The organism is Stenotrophomonas sp. YJH_SMC_17 (assembly GCF_059371655.1).
Genome location: NZ_JCAFUU010000004.1, coordinates 305855 through 325169, shown reverse-complemented (window position 1 = coordinate 325169; position 19315 = coordinate 305855). Strand labels below are relative to the sequence as shown.

General features: G+C 66.4%; 21 protein-coding genes and 3 pseudogenes. 14 read left to right on the top strand and 10 right to left on the bottom strand.

Annotation, left to right across the window (positions count from 1 at the left end):
- Positions 1-5 precede the first annotated feature (5 nt).
- The 6 genes from AC5P8Z_RS14185 to AC5P8Z_RS14160 form a co-directional block, all read right to left on the bottom strand.
- Positions 6-536, bottom strand: coding sequence for a Cif family virulence factor (locus tag AC5P8Z_RS14185; protein ID WP_495229331.1), 531 nt, complete (start codon positions 534-536; stop codon positions 6-8).
- 72 nt (positions 537-608) lie between these two features.
- Complete coding sequence (locus AC5P8Z_RS14180) at positions 609-956, bottom strand: RcnB family protein (protein ID WP_286068598.1); 348 nt, start codon at positions 954-956, stop codon at positions 609-611.
- A gap of 133 nt (positions 957-1089) precedes the next feature.
- Positions 1090-2526, bottom strand: coding sequence for an efflux transporter outer membrane subunit (locus AC5P8Z_RS14175; protein ID WP_495229330.1), 1437 nt, complete (start codon positions 2524-2526; stop codon positions 1090-1092).
- Positions 2523-3407, bottom strand: a complete 885-nt coding sequence (locus AC5P8Z_RS14170) for an HlyD family secretion protein (protein WP_495229329.1) — start codon at positions 3405-3407, stop codon at positions 2523-2525. Before AC5P8Z_RS14170 ends, AC5P8Z_RS14175 begins: the two co-directional genes overlap by 4 nt.
- A 1-nt stretch (position 3408) precedes the next feature.
- Positions 3409-3618 carry a DUF1656 domain-containing protein gene (locus AC5P8Z_RS14165; protein WP_005416886.1) on the bottom strand — a complete coding sequence of 70 codons (210 nt, stop codon included), beginning with the start codon at positions 3616-3618 and terminating at the stop codon, positions 3409-3411.
- A gap of 4 nt (positions 3619-3622) precedes the next feature.
- Positions 3623-5593, bottom strand: a complete 1971-nt coding sequence (locus AC5P8Z_RS14160; RefSeq protein WP_495229328.1) for an FUSC family protein — start codon at positions 5591-5593, stop codon at positions 3623-3625.
- A 70-nt stretch (positions 5594-5663) separates the two neighbouring features.
- Here AC5P8Z_RS14160 and AC5P8Z_RS14155 point away from each other — a divergent pair, with 70 nt between their 5' ends.
- Positions 5664-6458, top strand: coding sequence for an AraC family transcriptional regulator (locus AC5P8Z_RS14155; RefSeq protein WP_343229545.1), 795 nt, complete (start codon positions 5664-5666; stop codon positions 6456-6458).
- A 35-nt stretch (positions 6459-6493) separates the two neighbouring features.
- On the opposite strand, the pseudogene AC5P8Z_RS14150 reads toward AC5P8Z_RS14155, so the two are convergent.
- Positions 6494-6628, bottom strand: a pseudogene (locus AC5P8Z_RS14150) (alpha/beta fold hydrolase); the annotation flags it as partial.
- A 12-nt stretch (positions 6629-6640) separates the two neighbouring features.
- Here AC5P8Z_RS14150 and AC5P8Z_RS14145 point away from each other — a divergent pair.
- Positions 6641-6967 (top strand): annotated as a pseudogene (locus tag AC5P8Z_RS14145) (RHS repeat domain-containing protein); the annotation flags it as partial.
- A gap of 750 nt (positions 6968-7717) precedes the next feature.
- On the top strand, positions 7718-8053 hold the full coding sequence (locus tag AC5P8Z_RS14140; RefSeq protein WP_286068591.1) for a DUF6984 family protein: 336 nt from the start codon (positions 7718-7720) through the stop codon (positions 8051-8053).
- A gap of 45 nt (positions 8054-8098) precedes the next feature.
- Here AC5P8Z_RS14140 and AC5P8Z_RS14135 read toward each other — a convergent pair.
- Positions 8099-8472, bottom strand: a pseudogene (locus tag AC5P8Z_RS14135) (hypothetical protein).
- 565 nt (positions 8473-9037) lie between these two features.
- Between AC5P8Z_RS14135 and moaA the strand changes: the two are divergent.
- The 11 genes from moaA to AC5P8Z_RS14080 all read left to right on the top strand — a co-directional run bounded on the left by moaA (position 9038) and on the right by AC5P8Z_RS14080 (position 16937).
- On the top strand, positions 9038-10018 hold the full coding sequence (gene moaA, locus AC5P8Z_RS14130) for a GTP 3',8-cyclase MoaA (RefSeq protein ID WP_495229327.1): 981 nt from the start codon (positions 9038-9040) through the stop codon (positions 10016-10018).
- 8 nt (positions 10019-10026) lie between these two features.
- Positions 10027-11025 carry a bifunctional molybdenum cofactor biosynthesis protein MoaC/MoaB gene (gene moaCB, locus AC5P8Z_RS14125; RefSeq protein ID WP_286072036.1) on the top strand — a complete coding sequence of 333 codons (999 nt, stop codon included), beginning with the start codon at positions 10027-10029 and terminating at the stop codon, positions 11023-11025.
- Positions 11022-12275, top strand: coding sequence for a molybdopterin molybdotransferase MoeA (locus tag AC5P8Z_RS14120; RefSeq protein ID WP_495229326.1), 1254 nt, complete (start codon positions 11022-11024; stop codon positions 12273-12275). Before moaCB ends, AC5P8Z_RS14120 begins: the two co-directional genes overlap by 4 nt.
- Positions 12275-12535: a MoaD/ThiS family protein gene (locus AC5P8Z_RS14115; RefSeq protein WP_295568888.1), complete on the top strand. Its 261-nt coding sequence runs from the start codon at positions 12275-12277 to the stop codon at positions 12533-12535. The genes AC5P8Z_RS14120 and AC5P8Z_RS14115 overlap by 1 nt, the downstream gene beginning before the upstream one ends.
- Before the next feature lie 3 nt (positions 12536-12538).
- Positions 12539-13039, top strand: coding sequence for a molybdenum cofactor biosynthesis protein MoaE (locus AC5P8Z_RS14110; protein ID WP_495229325.1), 501 nt, complete (start codon positions 12539-12541; stop codon positions 13037-13039).
- A 36-nt stretch (positions 13040-13075) separates the two neighbouring features.
- Positions 13076-13618, top strand: coding sequence for a molybdenum cofactor guanylyltransferase (mobA, locus tag AC5P8Z_RS14105; RefSeq protein ID WP_286068583.1), 543 nt, complete (start codon positions 13076-13078; stop codon positions 13616-13618).
- The gene (locus AC5P8Z_RS14100) at positions 13615-13980 is read left to right on the top strand and encodes a hypothetical protein (RefSeq protein WP_197592920.1); all 366 of its coding nucleotides are present in this window, start codon (positions 13615-13617) and stop codon (positions 13978-13980) included. Before mobA ends, AC5P8Z_RS14100 begins: the two co-directional genes overlap by 4 nt.
- Positions 13981-14048: 68 nt before the next feature.
- A complete protein-coding gene (locus AC5P8Z_RS14095) occupies positions 14049-14825 on the top strand; it encodes a helix-turn-helix domain-containing protein (RefSeq protein WP_495229324.1) in 777 nt (258 codons plus the stop codon).
- A gap of 23 nt (positions 14826-14848) precedes the next feature.
- Positions 14849-15592 carry a molybdate ABC transporter substrate-binding protein gene (gene modA, locus AC5P8Z_RS14090; RefSeq protein ID WP_286068578.1) on the top strand — a complete coding sequence of 248 codons (744 nt, stop codon included), beginning with the start codon at positions 14849-14851 and terminating at the stop codon, positions 15590-15592.
- Between the two features lie 3 nt (positions 15593-15595).
- A complete protein-coding gene (gene modB / locus AC5P8Z_RS14085; RefSeq protein WP_286068577.1) occupies positions 15596-16279 on the top strand; it encodes a molybdate ABC transporter permease subunit in 684 nt (227 codons plus the stop codon).
- The gene (locus AC5P8Z_RS14080; protein ID WP_286068576.1) at positions 16269-16937 is read left to right on the top strand and encodes a sulfate/molybdate ABC transporter ATP-binding protein; all 669 of its coding nucleotides are present in this window, start codon (positions 16269-16271) and stop codon (positions 16935-16937) included. The genes modB and AC5P8Z_RS14080 overlap by 11 nt, the downstream gene beginning before the upstream one ends.
- A 92-nt stretch (positions 16938-17029) precedes the next feature.
- Here AC5P8Z_RS14080 and AC5P8Z_RS14075 read toward each other — a convergent pair whose 3' ends face one another.
- Both AC5P8Z_RS14075 and AC5P8Z_RS14070 read right to left on the bottom strand, forming a co-directional pair.
- Positions 17030-18559, bottom strand: a complete 1530-nt coding sequence (locus tag AC5P8Z_RS14075) for a diflavin oxidoreductase (RefSeq protein WP_495229323.1) — start codon at positions 18557-18559, stop codon at positions 17030-17032.
- Entirely contained in the window at positions 18556-18984 is a 429-nt protein-coding gene (locus tag AC5P8Z_RS14070; protein WP_295568893.1) for a PAS domain-containing protein, read from the bottom strand. The genes AC5P8Z_RS14075 and AC5P8Z_RS14070 overlap by 4 nt, the downstream gene beginning before the upstream one ends.
- Between the last annotated feature and the right edge of the window lie 331 nt (positions 18985-19315).

Genomic DNA, 19315 nt, shown 5'->3' with positions numbered 1-19315 from the left:
GACGTTCAATCGGCCGGGCTGCGTGAATCGCGGATCGAATAGATCACCGAGAAGATCTTCCAGCCCTGTTCGGTGCGGATCAGCTGCCACATCTCCTTGCCCCAGTTGGTCTTCACCCCATCGTCGTGGAAGCTGTAGTCGAACGACACCGAGGCCACATCGCCATCCGTTTCGATCTTCGTGTTGGAGAATTTCTCCTCCTTCGGCTTCGGCGAGGCCACCGCACCGTCGATCAGCGCGACGAAGTTGTTGGCCGGGATCTGCCGTGCCTTGATTGCATCGGGCTTGGCCTTGCGGATGTCCTGCAGGCGCACATCCTCGGAAACGAACTGCCAGCCGATGTCTTCCGGTTTGTCGGAGAAGAACAGGCCCATGTAGGTCGGCTTGTCCTTGTTGATCAACGAGGTGCGGAACGATTCGACCACCTGTTCGATGGCCTTCACATCAGCTGAGGATGGGGGCTGACTTGCCTGGGCCGGCACGCCTGTGGTGAGACACGCAGCGAGAAGCGCGCTCTGGATTCCGGTGGTTCGCATCGTTCATGACGGCCTTCGTAGGGTGGAAGCGCCGCCGGGGCCACGGCTACAGGGCCCCGGCACGCTCCGCATTCAACGATGCAGCGCGTCAACAATCAAGCCGGTGGCGATTTCCACCAGCAGGTACTCGCTATCGGACTGGCGCACCCAGCGCCGGTCGCGGCCCGGCTCACGCAGGTGATAGCGCGCATAGTCGTCGACCCAGTAGCGGCGATCCACTTCGGCCCACGGCAGGCGCTCACCACGTCGCCAGGCCTTCTTCTGCCAGCCGGGCGGCGGCGCATCACGGTGGTGGGGGCCGCCGGCATGCGGCGGCGGGCCGTTGCCGCGGGCGTGATGCGGCGGATCAGCGAAGGCGGGAGCTACGGCGAGCGCTGCGGCCGTACTTACGGTAATGGCAAGCAGACGTATGGATGTCATCGGGATGCCTCCGTCATGGCCGCGGCATGCGGCGCTGTTAACGCAAATATAGGGCGGGCCATGTGAATGAATAGGGGTGTAGGCATGCCGTTCATGAACAGATCGGTTGGCGCCTGCTGCTGCGAAGATGATCTCAGCGTGTCGCACCATCGGCCGTGTCGCCCGCAGCCCAACCGCCGCCCAGTGACAGGAACAGTTCCATCTGGCGGTCGACCCGCTCCGCGCGCGAGGTGGCCAACGCGGATTCCGCATCTGCCAGCGCGGCCTGCGCCGAAAGCAGGTCGAGAAAATCAATCCTGCCAAAACGGTAGAGCTGCTGCGCCTGCCCGGCGGCGCGCGCTGCATCCCCACGCGCCTGCGCCAGGCTGCGCTCGCGTTCAAGCTCCTGCGTGCAGGCAAAAAGCGCGGTCTCGGTCTGGCGCAGTGCCTGCAGCACGATGCCGTCAAAGGAAGCAAGAGCGGCATCCACATTGGCGCCGGCCGCCGCGATGCGGGCCTTGGCCACGCGGCGGTTGGGCCAGTGCCATGACAGCACGGGACCGATGTTCGCACCAAAGCTGTTGGCCGACAGTAGATGCGCCGGCGTGCCAGCCACGCCCGAAGAGGCGCCCAGGGTGATCTGCGGATAGAGACCGGCCGTCTCGACGCCGATCAAGGCAGTCGCGGCAGCCAGGCTGCGTTCTGCTGCGCGTATGTCAGGGCGCCGCTGGAGCAGCTGCCAGCCCTCTCCGACTGGCAATGCCTGCTCCAGCTCCGGGGGGCGCGGGCACGCTTCGGCCTCCCTGGGATAGTCTGCCGGGAGCCTGCCCATCAATGCCGCCAGTTCGAACAGTGCGGCCTGGCGTTCTGCCAGCAGGTGCGGTACTGCCGCCGCGCTGCGGTTGACGGCGGAACCGGCACGGCTGACATCGAAGTCCGTTCCTCGACCGCCTGCGGCGAGGCGGCGGGTTGCCTCCAGCGTGGCGTGCTGGATCGCCAGCACCTGCCGGGTTGCGGCGAGCGTGTGATTGCGGGTGCACACCTGGAGATAGGCACGTGTGACGGCCGCAGCGACGACCACGCGGACCTGGTCCCGTGCCGCAGCGACAGCCTCCGCGTCCGCGCTGGCGGCCTCGATGCCGCGGCGGATGCCGCCTGCAAGATCCAGTGGATAGGAGAGCTGAAGGCCCAGCGCGTAGGACTGCGGAGCGGCCGACGCCTGGGTGTAGCCACCGGCATGGGTGAGCGTGCCCGATGCATCCACGTCGGCCTGAACGGCACCGCGCGCGCGATACTCCAGAACGGTAGCGCTGGCGCGCCGAAGGTTGGCATCGGCGGCGCGCAGGTCGGTGTTGGCCGCCAGTGCTTCGCGGACGTAGGCGTCAAGCCGGGCATCGCCATACAGGTGCCACCACCGATCCGGCGGTGCGTCATGGCTGAACGATGCCTCCTGGCCCGAGACGAACGCCTGCGCCGCCCGGGGAGAGACTGCGACAGCATCGGCAGGCAGGTGATAGTCGGGGCCTGACACGCAGGCCGTCATCGGCAGCAGCAGGGCGAGCAGCCCACCACGTACTGTTCGCACGCTCACTTGCAGGCTCCCTGTGCCGAGGGCGTGATCGTCACACTCGCAGTGCGGCCCACGATCAGGCGGGTATCCGGCCGCGCATCATCAATGCGGATGCGTACCGGGATCCGCTGTGCCAGCCTCACCCAGGTATAAGTTGGCGCCACAGCGGGGAGCAGGTTGTGCGTGCTTGAGCGCTGATCGTCGGCAATGCCGGCGGCGATGGTATCCACGTGCCCGCGCACGTCGTGGTCGTCGCCCATCAGCCGGGACACGGCGGCATCGCCCTCGGTGATGCAGCCCAGCTTGGTTTCCTCGAAATAGCCCTCGATGCGCAGGCTGCCGGTGTCGATCAGCGCCAGCGCCTGTGCACCCGGCTGCAGGTAGTCGCCCGCGTGCAGGTCCAGGTTGGTGACGATGCCATCGGTGGTCGCGCGCACCGCGGTGCGTTGCACATTGAGCCGGGCAACGCGCTGTTCGGCCCGCGCCTGCGCCAGGGCGGCCAGCTCGGTATCGACCTTGGCGGCATTGCGTTCGCGGGTTTCCGAAGCGACCAGGTTGCCCAGTGCGTTGTCCCGCGCCGATTCGCGGCGGGCCAGGGCCAGCGTGGCGCGTGCGCTGCTGACCGCTGCGTCGGCCTTCTCAAGCGCGGCAGCGAAGCGCGGCTGGTCCAGCACCAGCAGCAGTTGTCCGGCGCTGACTCGCTGGTTGTCGTGCACCAGCACCTGGGTCACCAGCCCCCCCATGTCCGATGCAACGCGCACCACATCGGCGCGCACCCGCCCATCGCGCGTCCACGGGTGTGTTTCGTAGCGATGCCAGATGGCCAGTGCGGCGACGACGGCAATTGCGAACACCACCAGGGTTGCGCTCCAGCGCCCGATGACAGCAAGCGTGTGTTTCATCTCATTTCTCGAACAGGGGCGCGAGCCGGATCATCAGCTCCGCCAGGATCACGAACAGGGACAGGCCCACCAGTGGCCACGCGGCGAACAACCGGTACAGACCGAGGCTGGCGAGGAAACGTGAGGTCAGTACCGACAGCGCCAGCGCGGCGACGGCCACCGCAAGCAGGCCGGGAATCAGCACGCCATCAATCGAAAGATCAGGAAGCATGAGGTCAGCGCCGGTGGGTGAACAAAGGTACGAGAAGGTCGCGGCGCAACCCGCAGAGAAGGTGCGACAGATGCTTCCGATCAGCCCCGCTGCTGGTAACCACTGCTTCACGCATTCGGTCCAGCACTTCCAGAAGATGGGTGTCGATACGGCGCGGCGGGTGGGCACGAACCCTGAAATGCTCGGCGATGCGTTCGATCAGCAGTGCATGAAGCGCCCGGGCCTGCGGATTGTCCAGGCACCTTTCCAGTGCCCGGAGTTGGCTGGATGCACGTGCCGCACGAACGTCTGCAAACAATGCCCGCAGGTCGTGTCCCGCGCTGGAACGGCCCTGCAGCCTGGGAGCAAGCAGCCCGATGCGATCCAGCATGCGGCTGAGCCAGGCGCGTGTCACATCACCTCGTCCGGCGGCGTGTCGTGCGACGTCCCGGCGGATCGAACGCTCCAGCCGAGCGCGGTTACGGCCCGTATCGGCGGTCTGGAACAGTTGCATGCTGCACAGTGCCACCGTCGTACCGACGAACAACGCAACGCTGTTGTTGAGTGCGCCGACGACGTTGATCGCATTGGTCGCACCCAGGCCGGCGATGAGCGGGAAGGTCAGCACCACACCCAGGGCGGCCATGATGAAGGGCGGCCGGGCCAGGAACGATCCGCACAGCAGCAGTACCGGCGCCAGCGCGGCGACCAGGCCGGCGAGACCCGACAGCGAAGGGATGATCACCAGGGCGTACACAAGACCGACGGCGACACCGATGGCGGAGCCGACCAGGTAGCGCATGACATGCGGCGCTGGCGCTTCGATCGTGCCGAACAGCACGCACGCCGTGCCGATGATGGACACCGCCGTGGCGCCCTCCGACCAGCCGGTGACGATCCACAGAACGCAGCTCAGCAGGATGCCGACGAACGCGCCCAGCGCGCTGCGCAGCGCGAGCCGATGATCCCGGTGAAGTGCCGCACCCTGCACATGCCGCGCAAGGCGGGCAGGTACATGCCCGCGCCAGCCGGGCCGGGCGGTGTGCAGTTGTGCCTGCAGCACGCGGCAGTCGGCGTGGGCGAGGTCCAGCTCGGCCTGTTGCGCGGCAAGGCCGGTCTGCATCAGCTCGCGCCAGCCAAGTGGGTCCATTGTGCTGGCCTGCGGTGAACGCAGCCGGTCGACGGAGTCCTCCTCCGCGCTGGACAGCATCAGGACGTCCAGCATCCGGTCATGCAAAGCACGCAGGATCTGCACCTGGGCCACGCCGTGGGCGCTGTCGAAGGGCAGGTGGATCGATAGCACATGCAGCTCAAGCAGGTCGGCTGCCACTTTCGAGCGGTCGGTCGCCAGCACCGTGTCCGATGCACCGGCGCGCATGTCGCGTGTCCATCGTTCGGCATCATCCAGCACGGCAGCAACCCGCGCGTGCACGCGCATCGAGACCCGGCGCGGCAGCACCAACGCATGTACCAGCGTGGCGGCGATGATGCCGATGGCGATTTCCTGCACCCGCGTGATGGCAATGGTGAACACGTCCTCCGGCACCATCACCGCAGGAAACCCGATCAGGCTGGTGGTATAGCCGGCCAGCAGGAACGCATAGGCACGTGGGGTGCGGTCGATCATCGCCAGATACAGGCACAGCGCCATCCAGGTGGCGAGTGCGGCGCTCAGCACCAGGGGGGCATTGGCGAAGCGTGGCACCAGCACAACGGTGGCGACGGCCCCGCCCACGGTGCCGAGCAGACGGAACAGGCCGCGGCTGAGTGTCGCCCCGGAAAGGGGCTGCGACACCAGATAAACCGTGCCGATTACCCAGAACGGGCGATTCAGGCCGATCCGCAGGGAGACATACAGCCCCAGCGACGCGGCGAGCAGGCATTTGAGCGAGAACAGCACCGCCTCCTGGTCGGTCCGGAGGGCAGGGCTCTTCAACCGTGCAAACGCCTGGAGCACGTGGGGGAGGAGTGGGATGGGGAAGTGCATGCGGCTCATGCTAGTGATCGGCCGCCCTGGCGAATTTCGCTACAATGACAATCAATCGCTAAAACCGGTCAATGTGAGAATGGCTCGCATTTCGCTCCCCGGCTTTGACCTGGACCCGGACGAGACCGATCGCCCGGCGGTTGCCAGCCGCCTGCAGGTGGCCGAGCACGATGCGGAGATTCCCGTGCATGAGCACCGGAAGGGCCAGCTTGTTCTTGCGCTGCATGGGGCGGTGACCTGCGAAGTGGCCAACGCACTGTGGATCGTGCCGCCCCAGTGTGGCGTCTGGATTCCCGGTGGCATGCCCCACAGCAACCGCGCCACCGCCAACGCGCGCCTGTGCTACCTGTTCGTCGAGCCCGGCATCGTCGATCTGCCCATGCAATGCGTGACGCTGGCGATCTCCCCGATGCTGCGCGAGATGATCCTGCACCTGGCCGACGCGCCGCTGGACTACCCGCATGGCAGCCACACCGACCGGCTGGCGCGCGTATTGCTGGACGAGCTGGTACAGATGCCGGCCGAGCACCTGTCGTTGCCGGTCAGCCATCACCCGAAGGTGCGTGCGCTGGCGGCGGCGCTGTCGGCGGATCCGGCAGACCGCAGCACCATCGGCCAGTGGGCCGTGCGCCTGGCCCTGGGCGAGCGCACGTTGACCCGGCTCATCGAACGGGAAACGGGCTTGTCCTTCGGGCGCTGGCGGCAGCAGCTGCACCTGCTCATCGCCATTCGTGAACTTGCCGCGGGTGCACCGGTACAACGCGTTTCCGAGACGCTGGGCTATGAGTCGGTGACGGCCTTCATCACGATGTTCAAGAAAGCGCTTGGCCTTTCCCCGGCGCGGTACTTCGCGGTGCGCCTGCGAGGGCAGTAGAGGGGAACAACGGGCGAAGCCGTTGCCCGGAACGGCTACTTCGCTGTGTCGGAGACCGATTGAATCGCGGCGACCACCGCAGCAGGATCCTCGCGCTGGAGGGTGTGGCCGGTGGCCAGGTAGCGGTGCGAGCCACGCGTGAAGCCCGAGAAGAGCAGGGCGTGTGCGGCAGATTGTGCCGGCAGCCGGATCATCTGGGCACACCGCGCGTGGTGATCGATCCGGTACGGAATGTCTCGATCTGGGAGTGGAGCAACAAGAGCGAGGTGTTCGGCAACCAGATTCCGAGTGCAGGCCCGGACGGGGATGGTGTGGCGTTCGAACTGGCGCTGCGCTTCCCGGGCCAGCAGGCGACGGATGCGAGTGGGCTGTTCTACAACTACCAGCGGGAGTATGACCCTGCGGTGGGTCGTTATTCGCAGAGTGATCCGATTGGGCTCGCAGCGGGGCCAAATACCTTTGGCTACGTGATGGGAAATCCGATGAGTTGGATTGGCCCTGAGGGCTTGGAAGTACTTGTATGTAGTCAGCCGGCCTTTGGAGTATCCAACAATCCAATTGATCACCAATGGATTCGTACGGATACAGTTGAGGCAGGCATGGGTCGCACTCGTGGAAACGTACCTTGTAACGACAGTGGAGACATGCCGGGCGATCCCGTGCAGGTGACCAACCATGTCGGTCGTAGCAATGAGCCTGGAGCATCATGCAAAGTGGTTAAAAATATCGACGAAGCGAGAGTCAATTCCCAGCTTCAGATAGGGAGATCACTTGGTAGGTGGGGGCCTGCCAACCATTGCCAATCATTTGTAGCCAAGACACTTTGGAATGCTAGTACAGTCGAACTGCAGCAAGAGCAGAACAAACGATTGCTCAACTCGAAGGTTCCTGGGCTGAGGTAGGTATGAAGAGATACATGACATGCGTCCTGCTGGCGTCACTTTCTTCGGCATGTGCGGATCAGAAGCAGGGCGCAACGACGAATTCGTTCGACGATGAGCGGATAGAATGTGTTGAGCCCGCTCGACTGAAGACCGAGCCGTGGGGAAAAGTGGGCTCTTTGAAGGGGTGCGAGATTGCTGATGGTCCATTTGTCGCCGCAGATGATGGGTATGTTCGTATGCGTGGACAGTTTAAGAATGGGCATAAGGCCGGTGTGTGGCGATGGTACGACCGAAGTGGAAATGTCACTAAAGAAGTCAATTACTCACAGTAGTCTTTGCGGGGGAGGCAGGATGCAGTGCCCTGAAGGACATCCCGTGCCCAGATTCCTCACCCCCGACGAGGTCTCCCTCATCCACAGGCTGCTGCCCGAGACGAACGAGCTGTGCGAACGGTTGTTGAAGGATCTGGCGCTCGCCCAGGTGGAGGACGTGGAGGTCGTCGGATTCGGAGGCGTGGTGTTCCTGTCCAGCACGACCCAGGTCTTCGGAAGCGACATTGCCACTGCAATGCTTGCCGATGCCGACGGCGTGCCGGTGAGAGTCACCCTGTGCCTGGACAATCACGATCAGCTCTTCGAGCTGGAGCTGTGCAAAGTGGACTTCTCACCGATCATCGGGGTCGATCTGAGGAGCGCTTTCAGCGAGCACTGACACCTGCTGAAAGTGGTCCTCGCCGAAGGGCGTGGCGCATCGCGTTCACCCTTCGGGCTGCAACCGCCCCACCGCCTGCGCGCACAACGACTGGCAGGCCATGACCAACCCCTCCATCACCCGGTTGCCCACGTACTCTTCCGGTTCGCCATTCTGCCGGGTGCGTTCGGCCGCCAGCAGCATTTCCAGCACTACCCGCAACCCCTTCAACGCACAATCGGCATGGGCCAGGGCCAGGCAGCGCCCGGGCAGCTGATGCCGCTCCGGCCAGGGTTGTCCGTCGGCCGCCGCACCGGAGCCGATGCGGTGGAGATTGGCAGTGAAGGTGTTCCTGTCCACTGTTGGCTTAGCCTGTGGCGAACCGTCGCCGCCGGCGGCGCTGCGTAGGCGTGCAGATGGGGGAAGTCCGATTCGTTCATGGCAAGGCTCCGTGCAGGGCAATCGGTAGCCGCCACCCATAAAAGTGGCGGGCGGTACGTGGTTCGAACACCGGGTTAATGTCAGTCCGGCGGGCCCGAAGGCCCCCACGCACCGCCCGCCATAGCCGGCAGACGGATTGCCAGCCGGCGCCACGCATGGTGACGCCGGCTGGCAAGCGCACGTACTCAAAGCCAACACGGGATTCGAAGCCCGGCCACCCTTTTCCGGTGGCACGCCCTCTGAGCCCCTGGCGCTGTGCAATGCCAATCAGAAGAGTTGTAAACATCACTCGATTGAAGACGCTTTTGACATTGTCCTACGCTGTTAAGCTCCGGCAGTTCTGGCTGGCGTAGTGATCCGCCCGCAACGTGCAATCTGCGACAGGCGTCGAGTTTGTCACGGCGAACGGGACGGGCGGGGCGGGCCTATCACGACAGGCGGCGCCAATTCAGGCTGCGTGCCTCCCGGGTTGACGCTTTCAACGCCCCAGCGCACTCTGCGGGCTGGGGTCGACAACCCGTTCAGGGGCAGGGCTGCAGGGTGGTACCAGGAGGCGGAACAGCCATGAGCCAACTCACCGACAGCTTCGGACGCAGCTTTCCGTACCTGCGCTTGTCGCTCACCGAAGCCTGCAACTTCCGGTGCAGCTACTGCCTGCCCGACGGGTACCAGGCCGATGGCCACCCGCGTTTCCTGCAGGTGGAGGAGATCGGCCGCTTGGTGCGGGCCTTTGCAGCGCTGGGGATGAGCAAGATCCGCCTGTCCGGTGGCGAGCCCAGCCTGCGCAAGGATCTGGACGAGATCATCGCCACCGTGGCGGCGGTTCCGGGCATCCGCAAGGTGGCCATCACCACCAACGGCACGCTGCTGCCGCGGCGCCTGCCGGGATGGCACCGGGCAGGCCTGACTGCGCTGAACGTGAGCATGGACAGCCTGCAGCGCGAACGCTTCAAGACCATCACCGGCCATGACCGCCTGCCGGAGATCCAGCAGGGCCTGGCCCTGGCGCAGGCGTTGGGCCTGCCGGCGATCAAGCTCAACGCGGTGCTGCTGCGTGGCCTGAACGACGACGAGCTGCCGCAGTGGATGGACTACCTGCGCGATCGACCCTTCAGCGTGCGCTTCATCGAACTGATGCGCACCGGCGACAACGAAGCCTATTTCCAGCGCCACCACCTGCGTGCCGACGTGGTGATCGAGCAGCTGCTGGCCGCTGGCTGGCACGAGCGCCCGCGCGCCGCCGATGCCGGCCCGGCGCGCGAGTTCGGCCACCCCGACCATCGCGGCAGCATCGGCATCATCGCGCCGTACTCGCGTGACTTCTGCAAGGGCTGCAACCGCCTGCGGGTGACCGCCAAGGGCGACCTGCGGCTGTGCCTGTTCGGCGAGTTCGGCGTGCCGCTGCGCCCGCTGCTGCAACGCGACGAGGACCATGACGCGCTTTTGGCACGCATCACCACCCAGCTTGGCCTGAAAGCGGCCGGGCACGGACTGCACCAGGGCCAGACCGGGTTGACCCCGCACCTGGCCTCGATCGGAGGATGAGCAACACGATGAGTGGGGAATTGAACGCGGCCTTCCATATGGCCGATGTCCGCAACAAGCGCATCAGCCGCCGTCGTGCGGTGGCGGTGGGCGAGCTGCATGCCGGTCCAGTGGCCTATCCGCTGATTGTCGAGCGCCGCCTGCCCAAGGGCGATGCGCTGGTGATGGCCGAGATTGCCGGCCTGCAGGGCGCCAAGATGGCGTCGATGCTGATGCCGCTGTGCCATCCCCTGCCGCTGGAGCTGGTGCAGGTGTTCTGCGCGCCGGTGCCGGAACGGCAGGCGATCCGCGTGTGGTGCGAGTGCGCCAGCGAGGCGCGCACCGGCGTGGAGATGGAGGCACTGGCCGGCGTCAATGCGGCGCTGCTGACGTTGTATGACCTGAGCAAGCCGGTGGAGCCGGCGCTGCGCATCGAAGGCATCCGCCTGCTGTTCAAGGAAGGCGGCAAGCGCGGTGTCTGGCTGCACCCGGATGGCATGGACGAGGCCGAGCGTGAGCGTTTCAAGCCGCGTGCGCCGAAGGGCCTGGAAGGCGCGGCCTGCGCGGTGATCACGCTGAGTGATCGCGCCAGCGACGGCACCTATGAGGATATCTCTGGCCCGACCCTGGTGTCTGGCGTGGAAAAACTGGGTGGCGAAGTGGTAGCCGCCGAGGTCTTGCCTGATGGCATCGAGCCGTTGGCCACCCGCCTGCAGGCCTTGGCGGCCGAGGGCGTGCGCCTGTGCCTGTGTACCGGCGGTACCGGGCTGGGCCCGCGTGACCTGACCCCGGAGGCGCTGCGTTCGTTGAATGCGCGGCCGGTGCATGGGCTGGCGCAGATGGTGCGGGCCTTGAGCGCGCAGCACACGCCGATGGCCTGGCTGAGCCGCGCCGAGGTGGTGCAGCTGGGCAACATGCTGGTGTTCGCGCTGCCCGGCAGCCCAAAGGCGGCGGCGCAGTGCCTGGACATCCTGGCGCCGGTGCTGGGCCACGCCTTGGCGATGGTCAAGGGGGCTGGCCACGCATGATTGCCTACAGCGAGGCCTTGCAGCACCTGCTGGAGGCGGCCACGCCGCTGCCGGCCGAACATCTGCCGCTGCATGAGGCCGGCGGCCGCACTCTGGCCAGTGACATCATCAGTGGGCAGTCGTTGCCGCCGTTCGACAATTCGGCAATGGACGGCTTCGCGCTTCGCGCCAACGGCGCGGCGCTCGGGGCCGGTACCGAATTCGGCGTGCAGGGCTGGCAGGCGGCCGGCGATGCCGGTGCCGAAGGCGGCGAGGGCGCCTGGGAAATCATGACAGGTGCGCGCATGCCGGTCGGGCTGGATACGGTGGTGCCGGTCGAGAACGTGGAGATCCTCGCCAGCGAGGAAGGACGCCCGACCCGCATTGCCCTGAAGGGCACGGTAAAGCCGGGCCAGAACGTGCGCCTGCGTGGCGAAGACGTTAGCGACGGCGAGCGCGTGCTGCAGGCCGGGCAGGTGCTGGACATCAACGCGCGCACTCTGCTGCATGCCATCGGCGTGGGCGAGGTGGCGGTGGTGGCGCGGCCAAAAGCGGCGGTGGTTGCCACCGGCAAGGAGCTGGTGACCGAGGCGGCGCAGACGCTGGCATCCGGGCAGATCCGTGACAGCAACCGGCCGTATCTGGTCGGCCGCCTGCAGGCCGCCGGTGCCGAGGTGGTCTGGCAGGGCACGGTGGGCGACGACGTGGCCGCCTTCAATGCCGTGCTGGATGAAGCGCTGGACGCGGGTGCGCAGCTGTTGATCAGCACCGGCGCGGTGTCGGCCGGCCGCTACGATTTTGTTCCCGACGCGCTGCGCGGCCGGGGTGCGCGCATCGTGTTCCACAAGGTGGCGATCCGCCCCGGCAAGCCGTTGCTGTTCGCGGTGCTGCCCAATGGCGTGCTGTATTTCGGCCTGCCGGGCAACCCGGTCTCCGCTGCCGTGGGCCAGCGCTTCTTTGTCGAGCCGGTGCTGCGCCGCCTGCTGGGGCTGGCACCCGAGCGGGTGCTGACGTTGCCGCTGCAGGCCGACGTGCGCACGCCGCCGGGCCTGCGCTTCCATGCGCGGGCGCGGGTGGAAGTGGACGCGCAGGGCCGCCTGAGTGCGCGCGTGCTGGCTGGGCAGGAGTCGTTCCGTTTGATGTCCATGCTGCAGGCCAACGCCTGGGTGGTGCTGGAAGGCGAGGGCGGTCTCGCCCCTGCCGGCACGCCAGTGCGCGTGCAGGGCTGGGGTCATCAGGACCCGGTGCAGCTGGCGAGCCAGGAGCCGTGATGAGACAGGTGAATCTGCAGTTGTTCGGTGCGTTTTCCGAACTGGATGCCAGCCGTGAAATCGCGGTGGAGGTGGCCGGTGGCACCGTGGCCGACCTGCGCCAGGCGCTGCGCGAGCTGCTGCCACTGCGTTGGCCGGGTTTCCGTGCCGGCCTGCTGGATTACTCGGCATTCGCCGACCAGCAACGCGTACTGCGCGACAACGAGGCGCTGCCCGACGATGGCCGGGTGGCGATCCTGCCGCCGGTGAGCGGGGGCTGATCGATGAGCGAGACGATCATCGCGAAGGTGGTGGATCGCGCGCAGGCGGCGATCGATCCGGCCGAGGGCATCGCCGCGGTGTCCGATCCGGGCTTCGGCGGGATCGATGTGTTCATCGGCAAGGTGCGCGACGTCAATGTGGGCCGGCCGGTGACCGGGATCACCTACGACCTGTTCGAGCCGTTGGTGCTGAACGAATTCAAGCGTCTGGCGGCAGAGGTCGAAGCCACGTTCGGGCCGAAGCTGAAGCTGTATGTGGCCCATGCCAAGGGCCGGCTCGGCATCGGCGATGTGGCGGTGGTGGTGGCGGCGGGCAGCCCGCACCGTGACGAGGCGTTCCGCGCCTGCCGGCAGTTGATCGAGGTGGTGAAGCACCAGTGCCCGATCTGGAAGCAGGAGCATTACGAGGACGGCGACAGCCAGTGGAGCGAAGGTTGCAGCCTGTGCCATGCGGACAGCGAACCCGCCGATGCCCATGACCATGCGCACGATCACCCGCATTGACGTCGGTACAGCCACGCATGTCGTGGCTCTACTGCGATGACCATCGACGGCATCGTGCTGGCCGGTGGCCTGTCCAGCCGGATGGGGCGCGACAAGGCGCTGCTGCCCTGGCAGGGCCGCACCCTGCTGGAACACATGCGCGGCGTGTTGAAGCAGGCGGGCGCCGGACGGGTGTGGGTGAGCGGTGACTACCCGGCGTTTGGCGGCGTGCCGGACCGCGTGGCACGTTGCGGGCCGCTGGGCGGGCTCTACAGCGTGGCGATGCAGATGACTGGTGGCCCCGCTTGGGTGGTGCCGGTCGATACGCCGCGGATGACGCCCGCGCTGTTGCTACTTCTGCAGGCCGATCAAGGGCGCGCCTGCACGGTATTCGACGATGAACCGTTGCCGATGCGGTTGCAGATCGATGATCATTGCCGCCGCGTGCTGCGGGACTTGATTGATGATCCGATGGCGCGACGTTCACTGCGCGCCCTGCAGGAACGCCTGGGCGTGACCCGGTTGCCATTGGCACCCGAGGATCAGGCGTTGCTGCTCAACTGCAATACGCCATCAGAGTGGGAATCCATCACAGCATGAAAGTCCAGCTGCAACAGCAATCGATGCGCCTGCGCGTGGATGAGGAAGATCTGGCACGCTTGCTGGCCGGCGAGTCAGTCGAGAACCTGACCCGCTTCGGCGGCAGCGGCGGCTGGGGCGTAGCGCTGTCGCTGCATGCCGGCGATCAGGCGGTGCTGCTCGATGGCGGGACGTTCTGCCGGTTGGTACTGCCTCGCCAAGCCGTTGAGTCGCTGGCGGGCAGGCTGCCCTGCCGGGATGGGCTGAGCTTCGGTATCGCCTTGGATGACGACAGCATGCTGCAGCTGCAGTTCGACGTGGACGTGCGCGACAGCATGCGGCAGCGTGGCCCTCAGCGACGTGCTGAACCTGCGCCGGAGTAGCCGCATGATGCGCAGGGCCGGGTGGCGCGCTGACGTATGATGGAGGCCTTCGTTCCTGCGTTGCTGCAATGCCCCTGAACCCCTCCGCTCCCTCTGCGTCCCGACCGGCCACGCCCAATCCGGCGGCGGCCGATGACGGCGACGCGCTGCACTTCTGCAGTACCTGTGCGTTTTCGGACGCCTGCATGTCGCAGGGCTACGACAAGGCTGCGTTGGGCGAGCTGCATGTGCTGGTTGACCACGTGGGGCCGTTCCAGGCCGGTGACTACCTGTTCCGTGCCGGCGATCCGTTCGATTCGATCGCAGCGGTCCGCGCGGGCATGGTAAAGACCTTCGTCGATGACAGCCAGGGCAACGAGCAGGTACTGGGGTTCAGCCTGCCCGGCGAGGTGATCGGGCTCAACGCCATCCATGGCGCGCGCTTCCCCTGCAATGCGGTGGCACTGGATACGGTCTACCTGTGCCGGATCTCGTTTCCGCGATTGAGCCTGCTGGCCACGCGCATGCCGGGGTTGCAGGCGCGGCTGTTCAGCCTGCTCAGTGCCGAAATCGGCAAGGTCGCCACGCTGGCGGCCAACCATCGCACCGAGGAACGCATGGCGGCGTTCCTGCTCGATCTTTCCGAGCGCTATGCCCGGCGCGGATTCTCGGCCACCTGCTTCAACCTGAGCATGGCCCGTACCGAGATCGCCAACTACCTGCGGATGGCCCCGGAAACGGTGAGCCGGGTGCTGCGCCGGTTGAGCGACGAGGGTGTGATTGCGGTCAATCAACGTGAGATGCTGTTGCTGCAACCCGAGCGGCTGGCGGCGATGGCCGTGGCCCGGGAATCCGGACTGGACTGATCAGGCAAGCGAGGGGCCGACCCATGATGCGAGCGGGGCTGTTGTTGCTGGGACTGCTGGCCACGGTGCCAGCCTGGGCGGCCGAGCTGACGGTGTCGGCGGCATCGAGCCTGACCGAGAGCTTCCGCGAACTGGGCACCGCCTATGAGAAGGCACACCCGGGCGCCAGGGTTGATTTCAACTTCGCCGCCTCTGGTGTGCTGCTGCAGCAGATCAGCCGTGGTGCGCCGGTGGACGTATTCGCATCGGCCGACGAAACCACGATGGACCAGGCCCAGCAGCAGGATCTGCTGGCGGCGGGTACCCGCGAGGTGTTCGCGGTGAACGCGCTGTGGGTGGTGGTGCCGCCGCACGCCAAGGCCGCGCCGCGCACCTTGAAGGAGCTGGCCGGTGCTGGCGTGCAGCGCATCGCACTGGGCACCCCGGACAGCGTACCGGTGGGCCGCTATGCCAAAGGTGCACTGGAAGCGGCGGGCCTGTGGCCGTCGGTGCAGAGCAAGGCCATCACCACGCAGAATGTTCGCCAGTCGCTGGACTACGTGGCGCGCGGTGAAGTGGATGCCGGCTTCGTCTATGCCACCGATGCGCAGGCGATGCCTGACCGGGTGCGTCGCGCCTTTGCGGTCCCGGTGTCTGGGCGCATTGCCTATCCGCTGGCCGTGATCAAGGCCAGCCCACAGCAGGCGGAGGCCAAGCGCTTCACTGCCTTCGTGCGCTCGGCACAGGGCCAGGCGATCCTGGCCAAACACGGGTTCGGCACGCCCTGAGGCATGGATCTGGACTGGAGCGCGCTGGGGTTGTCGCTGAAGGTGGCCGGCTGGGCCACCGCGATCAACCTCGTGCTGGGCGTAGCATTGGGCGCGTTGCTGGCGCGTCGCCGCTTTCCCGGCCGCGAGCTGCTCGATTCGCTGCTGACCCTGCCGATGGTGCTGCCGCCGACGGTGCTGGGTTACTACCTGCTGGTACTGATCGGCCGCAATGGCCCGGTCGGGGCATGGTTGCAATCGTGGTTCGGCATCAACCTGGTGTTCACCTGGCAGGCTGCAGTGATCGCGGCGGCGGTGGCCTCGTTTCCGTTGGTGTTCAAGCCGGCACGCGCCGCGTTCGAGAATGTGGACGGGCAGCTGGAGCAGGCCGCGCGCACGCTTGGCGTGTCCGAAGCAGCCGTGTTCTTCCGCGTCACGCTGCCGCTGGCGTGGCGTGGCATTCTTGCCGGCCTGCTGCTGGCGTTTGCGCGCGCGATGGGCGAATTCGGCGCGACGCTGATGGTGGCCGGCAGCATTCCGGGTCGAACGCAGACGCTGTCGATCGCCATCTACGAGGCGGTGCAGGCCGGTCAGGATGGCAAGGCCAATGCGCTGGTGATCCTCACCTCGGTGGTCTGCATCGTGATCCTGTTGCTGGCTGCGCGGCTGGTGGGCGGACGTCGCCGGGAGCTGCGCGATGTGGCTTGACCTGCAGGTGCAGCGCCGCCTGCAGGCAGCCGGCCAGGATTTCGTGTTGGACGTATCGCTGCAGTGCACGCAGCAGCAGGTGGTGCTGTTCGGTCCCTCCGGTGCCGGCAAGAGCCTGACCCTGAAGGCGGTGGCCGGGTTGCTGCGGCCTGGCCAAGGGTATGTTCGGCTGCAGGGGCAGACCCTGTTCGATGCGGCCACCGGCGTGAACCTGCCGCCGCAGCGTCGGCGGCTGGGCTATGTGTTCCAGGACTACGCGTTGTTCCCGCACCTGAGCGTGCGCCAGAACGTGGCATTTGGATTGCACAAGGGCTTGCTCAATCCGCGTCCCGGGCAACGCTTCGACGCGGTGGAGCAGTGGCTGCACGCATTCCGCATTGACACAGTGGGCGATCTGCTGCCTTCACAGGTCTCCGGTGGCCAGCGCCAGCGCACGGCGTTGGCCCGTGCGCTGGTAACGCAGCCACAGGCGCTGCTGCTGGATGAACCGTTCTCCGCGCTGGACCACGACCTGCGCCAGCACCTTCGCCAGGAGCTGGAGGCGGTGCTGGACAAGACCGGCATTCCGCTGCTGTTGATCAGCCACGACCCCCAGGACGTGGCGATGTTCGGCCAGCAGGTGGCGCGCGTGGTGGACGGCCGCATTGTCGGTGGTTGAGCTGCGGTTGTAGAGCCGAGTCCATACCCGGCTGCTTTCGCGTTGCCGCCAACGGGAGCGGAGCGTGGGCTCGGCTCTACAGGATCAGTGGATCAATACAGCTCGCAGTGGATGCGGCCTTCACCCCGTAGCGTGTCCCAGTGGCCTTTGCCGCCGATGGCATCGATGGCCTGGCGCACCGCGCTTTCCAGGTGGCGCTTGTTGCCGCACAGGTAAAGGTGCCCGCCACGGGCCAGCACATCACGCATCTCGCTGGCGCGCTGCTGCAGCACGTGCTGCACATAGACCTTTTCGACACCATCGCGCGAGAACGCGGTATGCAGGCCGGCCAGCACGCCACGCGTGTGCCAGTCCTGCAGTTGTTCGCGGTAGAGGTAGTCGTGCTGGCGGTGCTTCTCGCCGAACACCAGGTGCACTTCGCGTTCGCAGCCGGTGGCCTGCAGTTCCTGCATCAGGCCCATCAACGGTGCAATGCCGGTACCGGTGCCGACCAGCAGCAGCGGTGCCTCGCCGGTATCGGGCAGGTGGAAGCCGGGGTTGGAGCGGCAGTACACACGGGCACGGTCGCCGCCATGCAGCAGGCTGCCGGTGGCAGTACCGAAGCGCTCGCGGCCGCGCAGGCTGTAGCGCACTTCGCGCACGCACAGGCTCAGCTGGTCGTCGCGCGGGTGCGAGGCGATGGAATAGGCGCGCGGCAGCCGCGGTGACAGCAGTTCACGCAGTCGGGCCAGCGGCACGCTGTCCGGCGTGGCGTGGTCCTGCAGCACGTCCAGCAGGTCCAGGCCGTGCAGGTAGGCTTCCAGCTCGCGCTTCTGGCTGACCTTCAGCAGGCCCTTCAGCAGCTCGCTGCCACCGAGCCTGGCCAGTTCGCGAAGCACGCCCTTGCTCAGCAGGCGCAGCTCGCGGTCGTGCAGGGCGGCCACGGCGGCCGTGTCGCCGTACCAGGTGGTCAATGCCTGCAGCAGGGCAGGGTCGTTCTCGGGTACTACGTGCAGGGTGTCGCCCGCGCGGTAGGCCATGCCACTGCCGGCAATGTCCAACTGCAGATGCCAGGCGGCCGGGTCGCTGCTGTTCAAGCGGCGACGTTCGAGAATGGGGGCGGCAAAGGCATTGTCTTCGCCATAGGCGGTGACCTGCAGGCGCAGGTCTTGGCCAGCGTTGAGGTCGCCATCCAGCACCTGGCCGAGCACCGGCTGCCATTGCTGGAAGAACTGCTCGTAGCCCAGGTCGGCGTCCACCCGATGCAGCAGTGGCTGCGCCTGGCGCTCGCTCAGCGCAGCATCCAGCGCCTTGGTGAAGCCGCAGAAGCTGGGGTAGCCGGTGTCACCAAGGCCGAACACCGCATAGCGCAGGCCGCTCAGCGTCGGGGTCTGGCGCAGTGTTTCGAAGAACCGCTCGCCGTTGGCCGGCGGTTCGCCATCGCCGAACGAGCTGGAAATCGCCAGCAGCACATCGCCTTGGCCGAGACTGGCCACGTCGATGTCGTTGAACGGGAGCACCTGCGGCCCGTGCGGCTGCAGGTCCGCGCCCAGTCGCTGGGCCAGGGCGCGGGCATTGCCCGACTCGGACGCGAAGCCCACCAGCAGGCGGCTGACGGGCGTACTGGTCGGGAGGGCGTTCACGCGGCCTCGTAGAAGTCGTCGAACTTTTCCTTGCTGAACTCGACCAGGTCGTAGTTCTGCATCAGGTCGTTCACCACGCGGCGGATGCTGATGTACGAGGTGATGTTGCCGTCGGCGTCGAACAGCGGCTGCACGGTGGTATCGACCACATAGAGCACACCGCCCTTGCCGAGGTTGGGCACGATGCCGGTCCAGGTCTTGCCGGCCTTGATGGTGTCCCACATGTCCTTGTAGACCGCCTTGGGCACATCCGGGTGGCGCACGATGCTGTGCGGCTGGCCGATCAGCTCTTCGCGGGCGAAGCCGGTGAGCGCGCAGAACAGGTCGTTGGCGTAGGTGATGTTGCCCTGCAGGTCGGTGGTGGAGATCACCATGACGTTCTGCATGGCGTTCAGCAGCTGGGTGTTGTCGGGGGTGTAGCTCATCGCAGGGTCCTTGTGGATGCCGGTAGCGCCGGCGTGTTCGGGTCCTGCATAGAGATACGCCCGCACGGCAGCGGGCGGTTTGACAATGGTCAAGCGGGTGGCGCGCTGGCCTGCGACCGGGTGTCGCAGGGTGAGTCTCTTGAGAAATCAACCCAGTTCGGCTCACGTTGCACGCGGGATTGCCGGCAGCCGGGCATGGGCTCGGCCCCATGGCAGGAGACACGGCCAGGAGGCGGGCGCCTGTCATGTGTACTGAGCTCATGACGCCTTGTCACAAAGAAATCGCCATGGCTTCACGGTTGATTGATCGCATGCAGGGCTATTGTCGTCC

Bases quoted from the DNA above. Each gene is read 5' to 3' on its own strand.
- AC5P8Z_RS14115 (WP_295568888.1), top strand. From the start codon at position 12,275: ATGAGACAGGTGAATCTGCAGTTGTTCGGTGCGTTTTCCGAACTGGAT.
- AC5P8Z_RS14160 (WP_495229328.1), bottom strand. From the start codon at position 5,593: ATGAGCCGCATGCACTTCCCCATCCCACTCCTCCCCCACGTGCTCCAG.
- AC5P8Z_RS14110 (WP_495229325.1), top strand. From the start codon at position 12,539: ATGAGCGAGACGATCATCGCGAAGGTGGTGGATCGCGCGCAGGCGGCG.
- AC5P8Z_RS14080 (WP_286068576.1), top strand. From the start codon at position 16,269: ATGTGGCTTGACCTGCAGGTGCAGCGCCGCCTGCAGGCAGCCGGCCAG.
- AC5P8Z_RS14070 (WP_295568893.1), bottom strand. From the start codon at position 18,984: ATGAGCTACACCCCCGACAACACCCAGCTGCTGAACGCCATGCAGAAC.
- AC5P8Z_RS14165 (WP_005416886.1), bottom strand. From the start codon at position 3,618: ATGCTTCCTGATCTTTCGATTGATGGCGTGCTGATTCCCGGCCTGCTT.
- AC5P8Z_RS14180 (WP_286068598.1), bottom strand. From the start codon at position 956: ATGACATCCATACGTCTGCTTGCCATTACCGTAAGTACGGCCGCAGCG.
- AC5P8Z_RS14185 (WP_495229331.1), bottom strand. From the start codon at position 536: ATGCGAACCACCGGAATCCAGAGCGCGCTTCTCGCTGCGTGTCTCACC.
- AC5P8Z_RS14100 (WP_197592920.1), top strand. From the start codon at position 13,615: ATGAAAGTCCAGCTGCAACAGCAATCGATGCGCCTGCGCGTGGATGAG.
- moaA (WP_495229327.1), top strand. From the start codon at position 9,038: ATGAGCCAACTCACCGACAGCTTCGGACGCAGCTTTCCGTACCTGCGC.
- AC5P8Z_RS14095 (WP_495229324.1), top strand. From the start codon at position 14,049: ATGCCCCTGAACCCCTCCGCTCCCTCTGCGTCCCGACCGGCCACGCCC.
- modA (WP_286068578.1), top strand. From the start codon at position 14,849: ATGATGCGAGCGGGGCTGTTGTTGCTGGGACTGCTGGCCACGGTGCCA.
- mobA (WP_286068583.1), top strand. From the start codon at position 13,076: ATGACCATCGACGGCATCGTGCTGGCCGGTGGCCTGTCCAGCCGGATG.
- AC5P8Z_RS14170 (WP_495229329.1), bottom strand. From the start codon at position 3,407: ATGAAACACACGCTTGCTGTCATCGGGCGCTGGAGCGCAACCCTGGTG.
- moaCB (WP_286072036.1), top strand. From the start codon at position 10,027: ATGAGTGGGGAATTGAACGCGGCCTTCCATATGGCCGATGTCCGCAAC.
- AC5P8Z_RS14120 (WP_495229326.1), top strand. From the start codon at position 11,022: ATGATTGCCTACAGCGAGGCCTTGCAGCACCTGCTGGAGGCGGCCACG.
- AC5P8Z_RS14155 (WP_343229545.1), top strand. From the start codon at position 5,664: ATGGCTCGCATTTCGCTCCCCGGCTTTGACCTGGACCCGGACGAGACC.
- modB (WP_286068577.1), top strand. From the start codon at position 15,596: ATGGATCTGGACTGGAGCGCGCTGGGGTTGTCGCTGAAGGTGGCCGGC.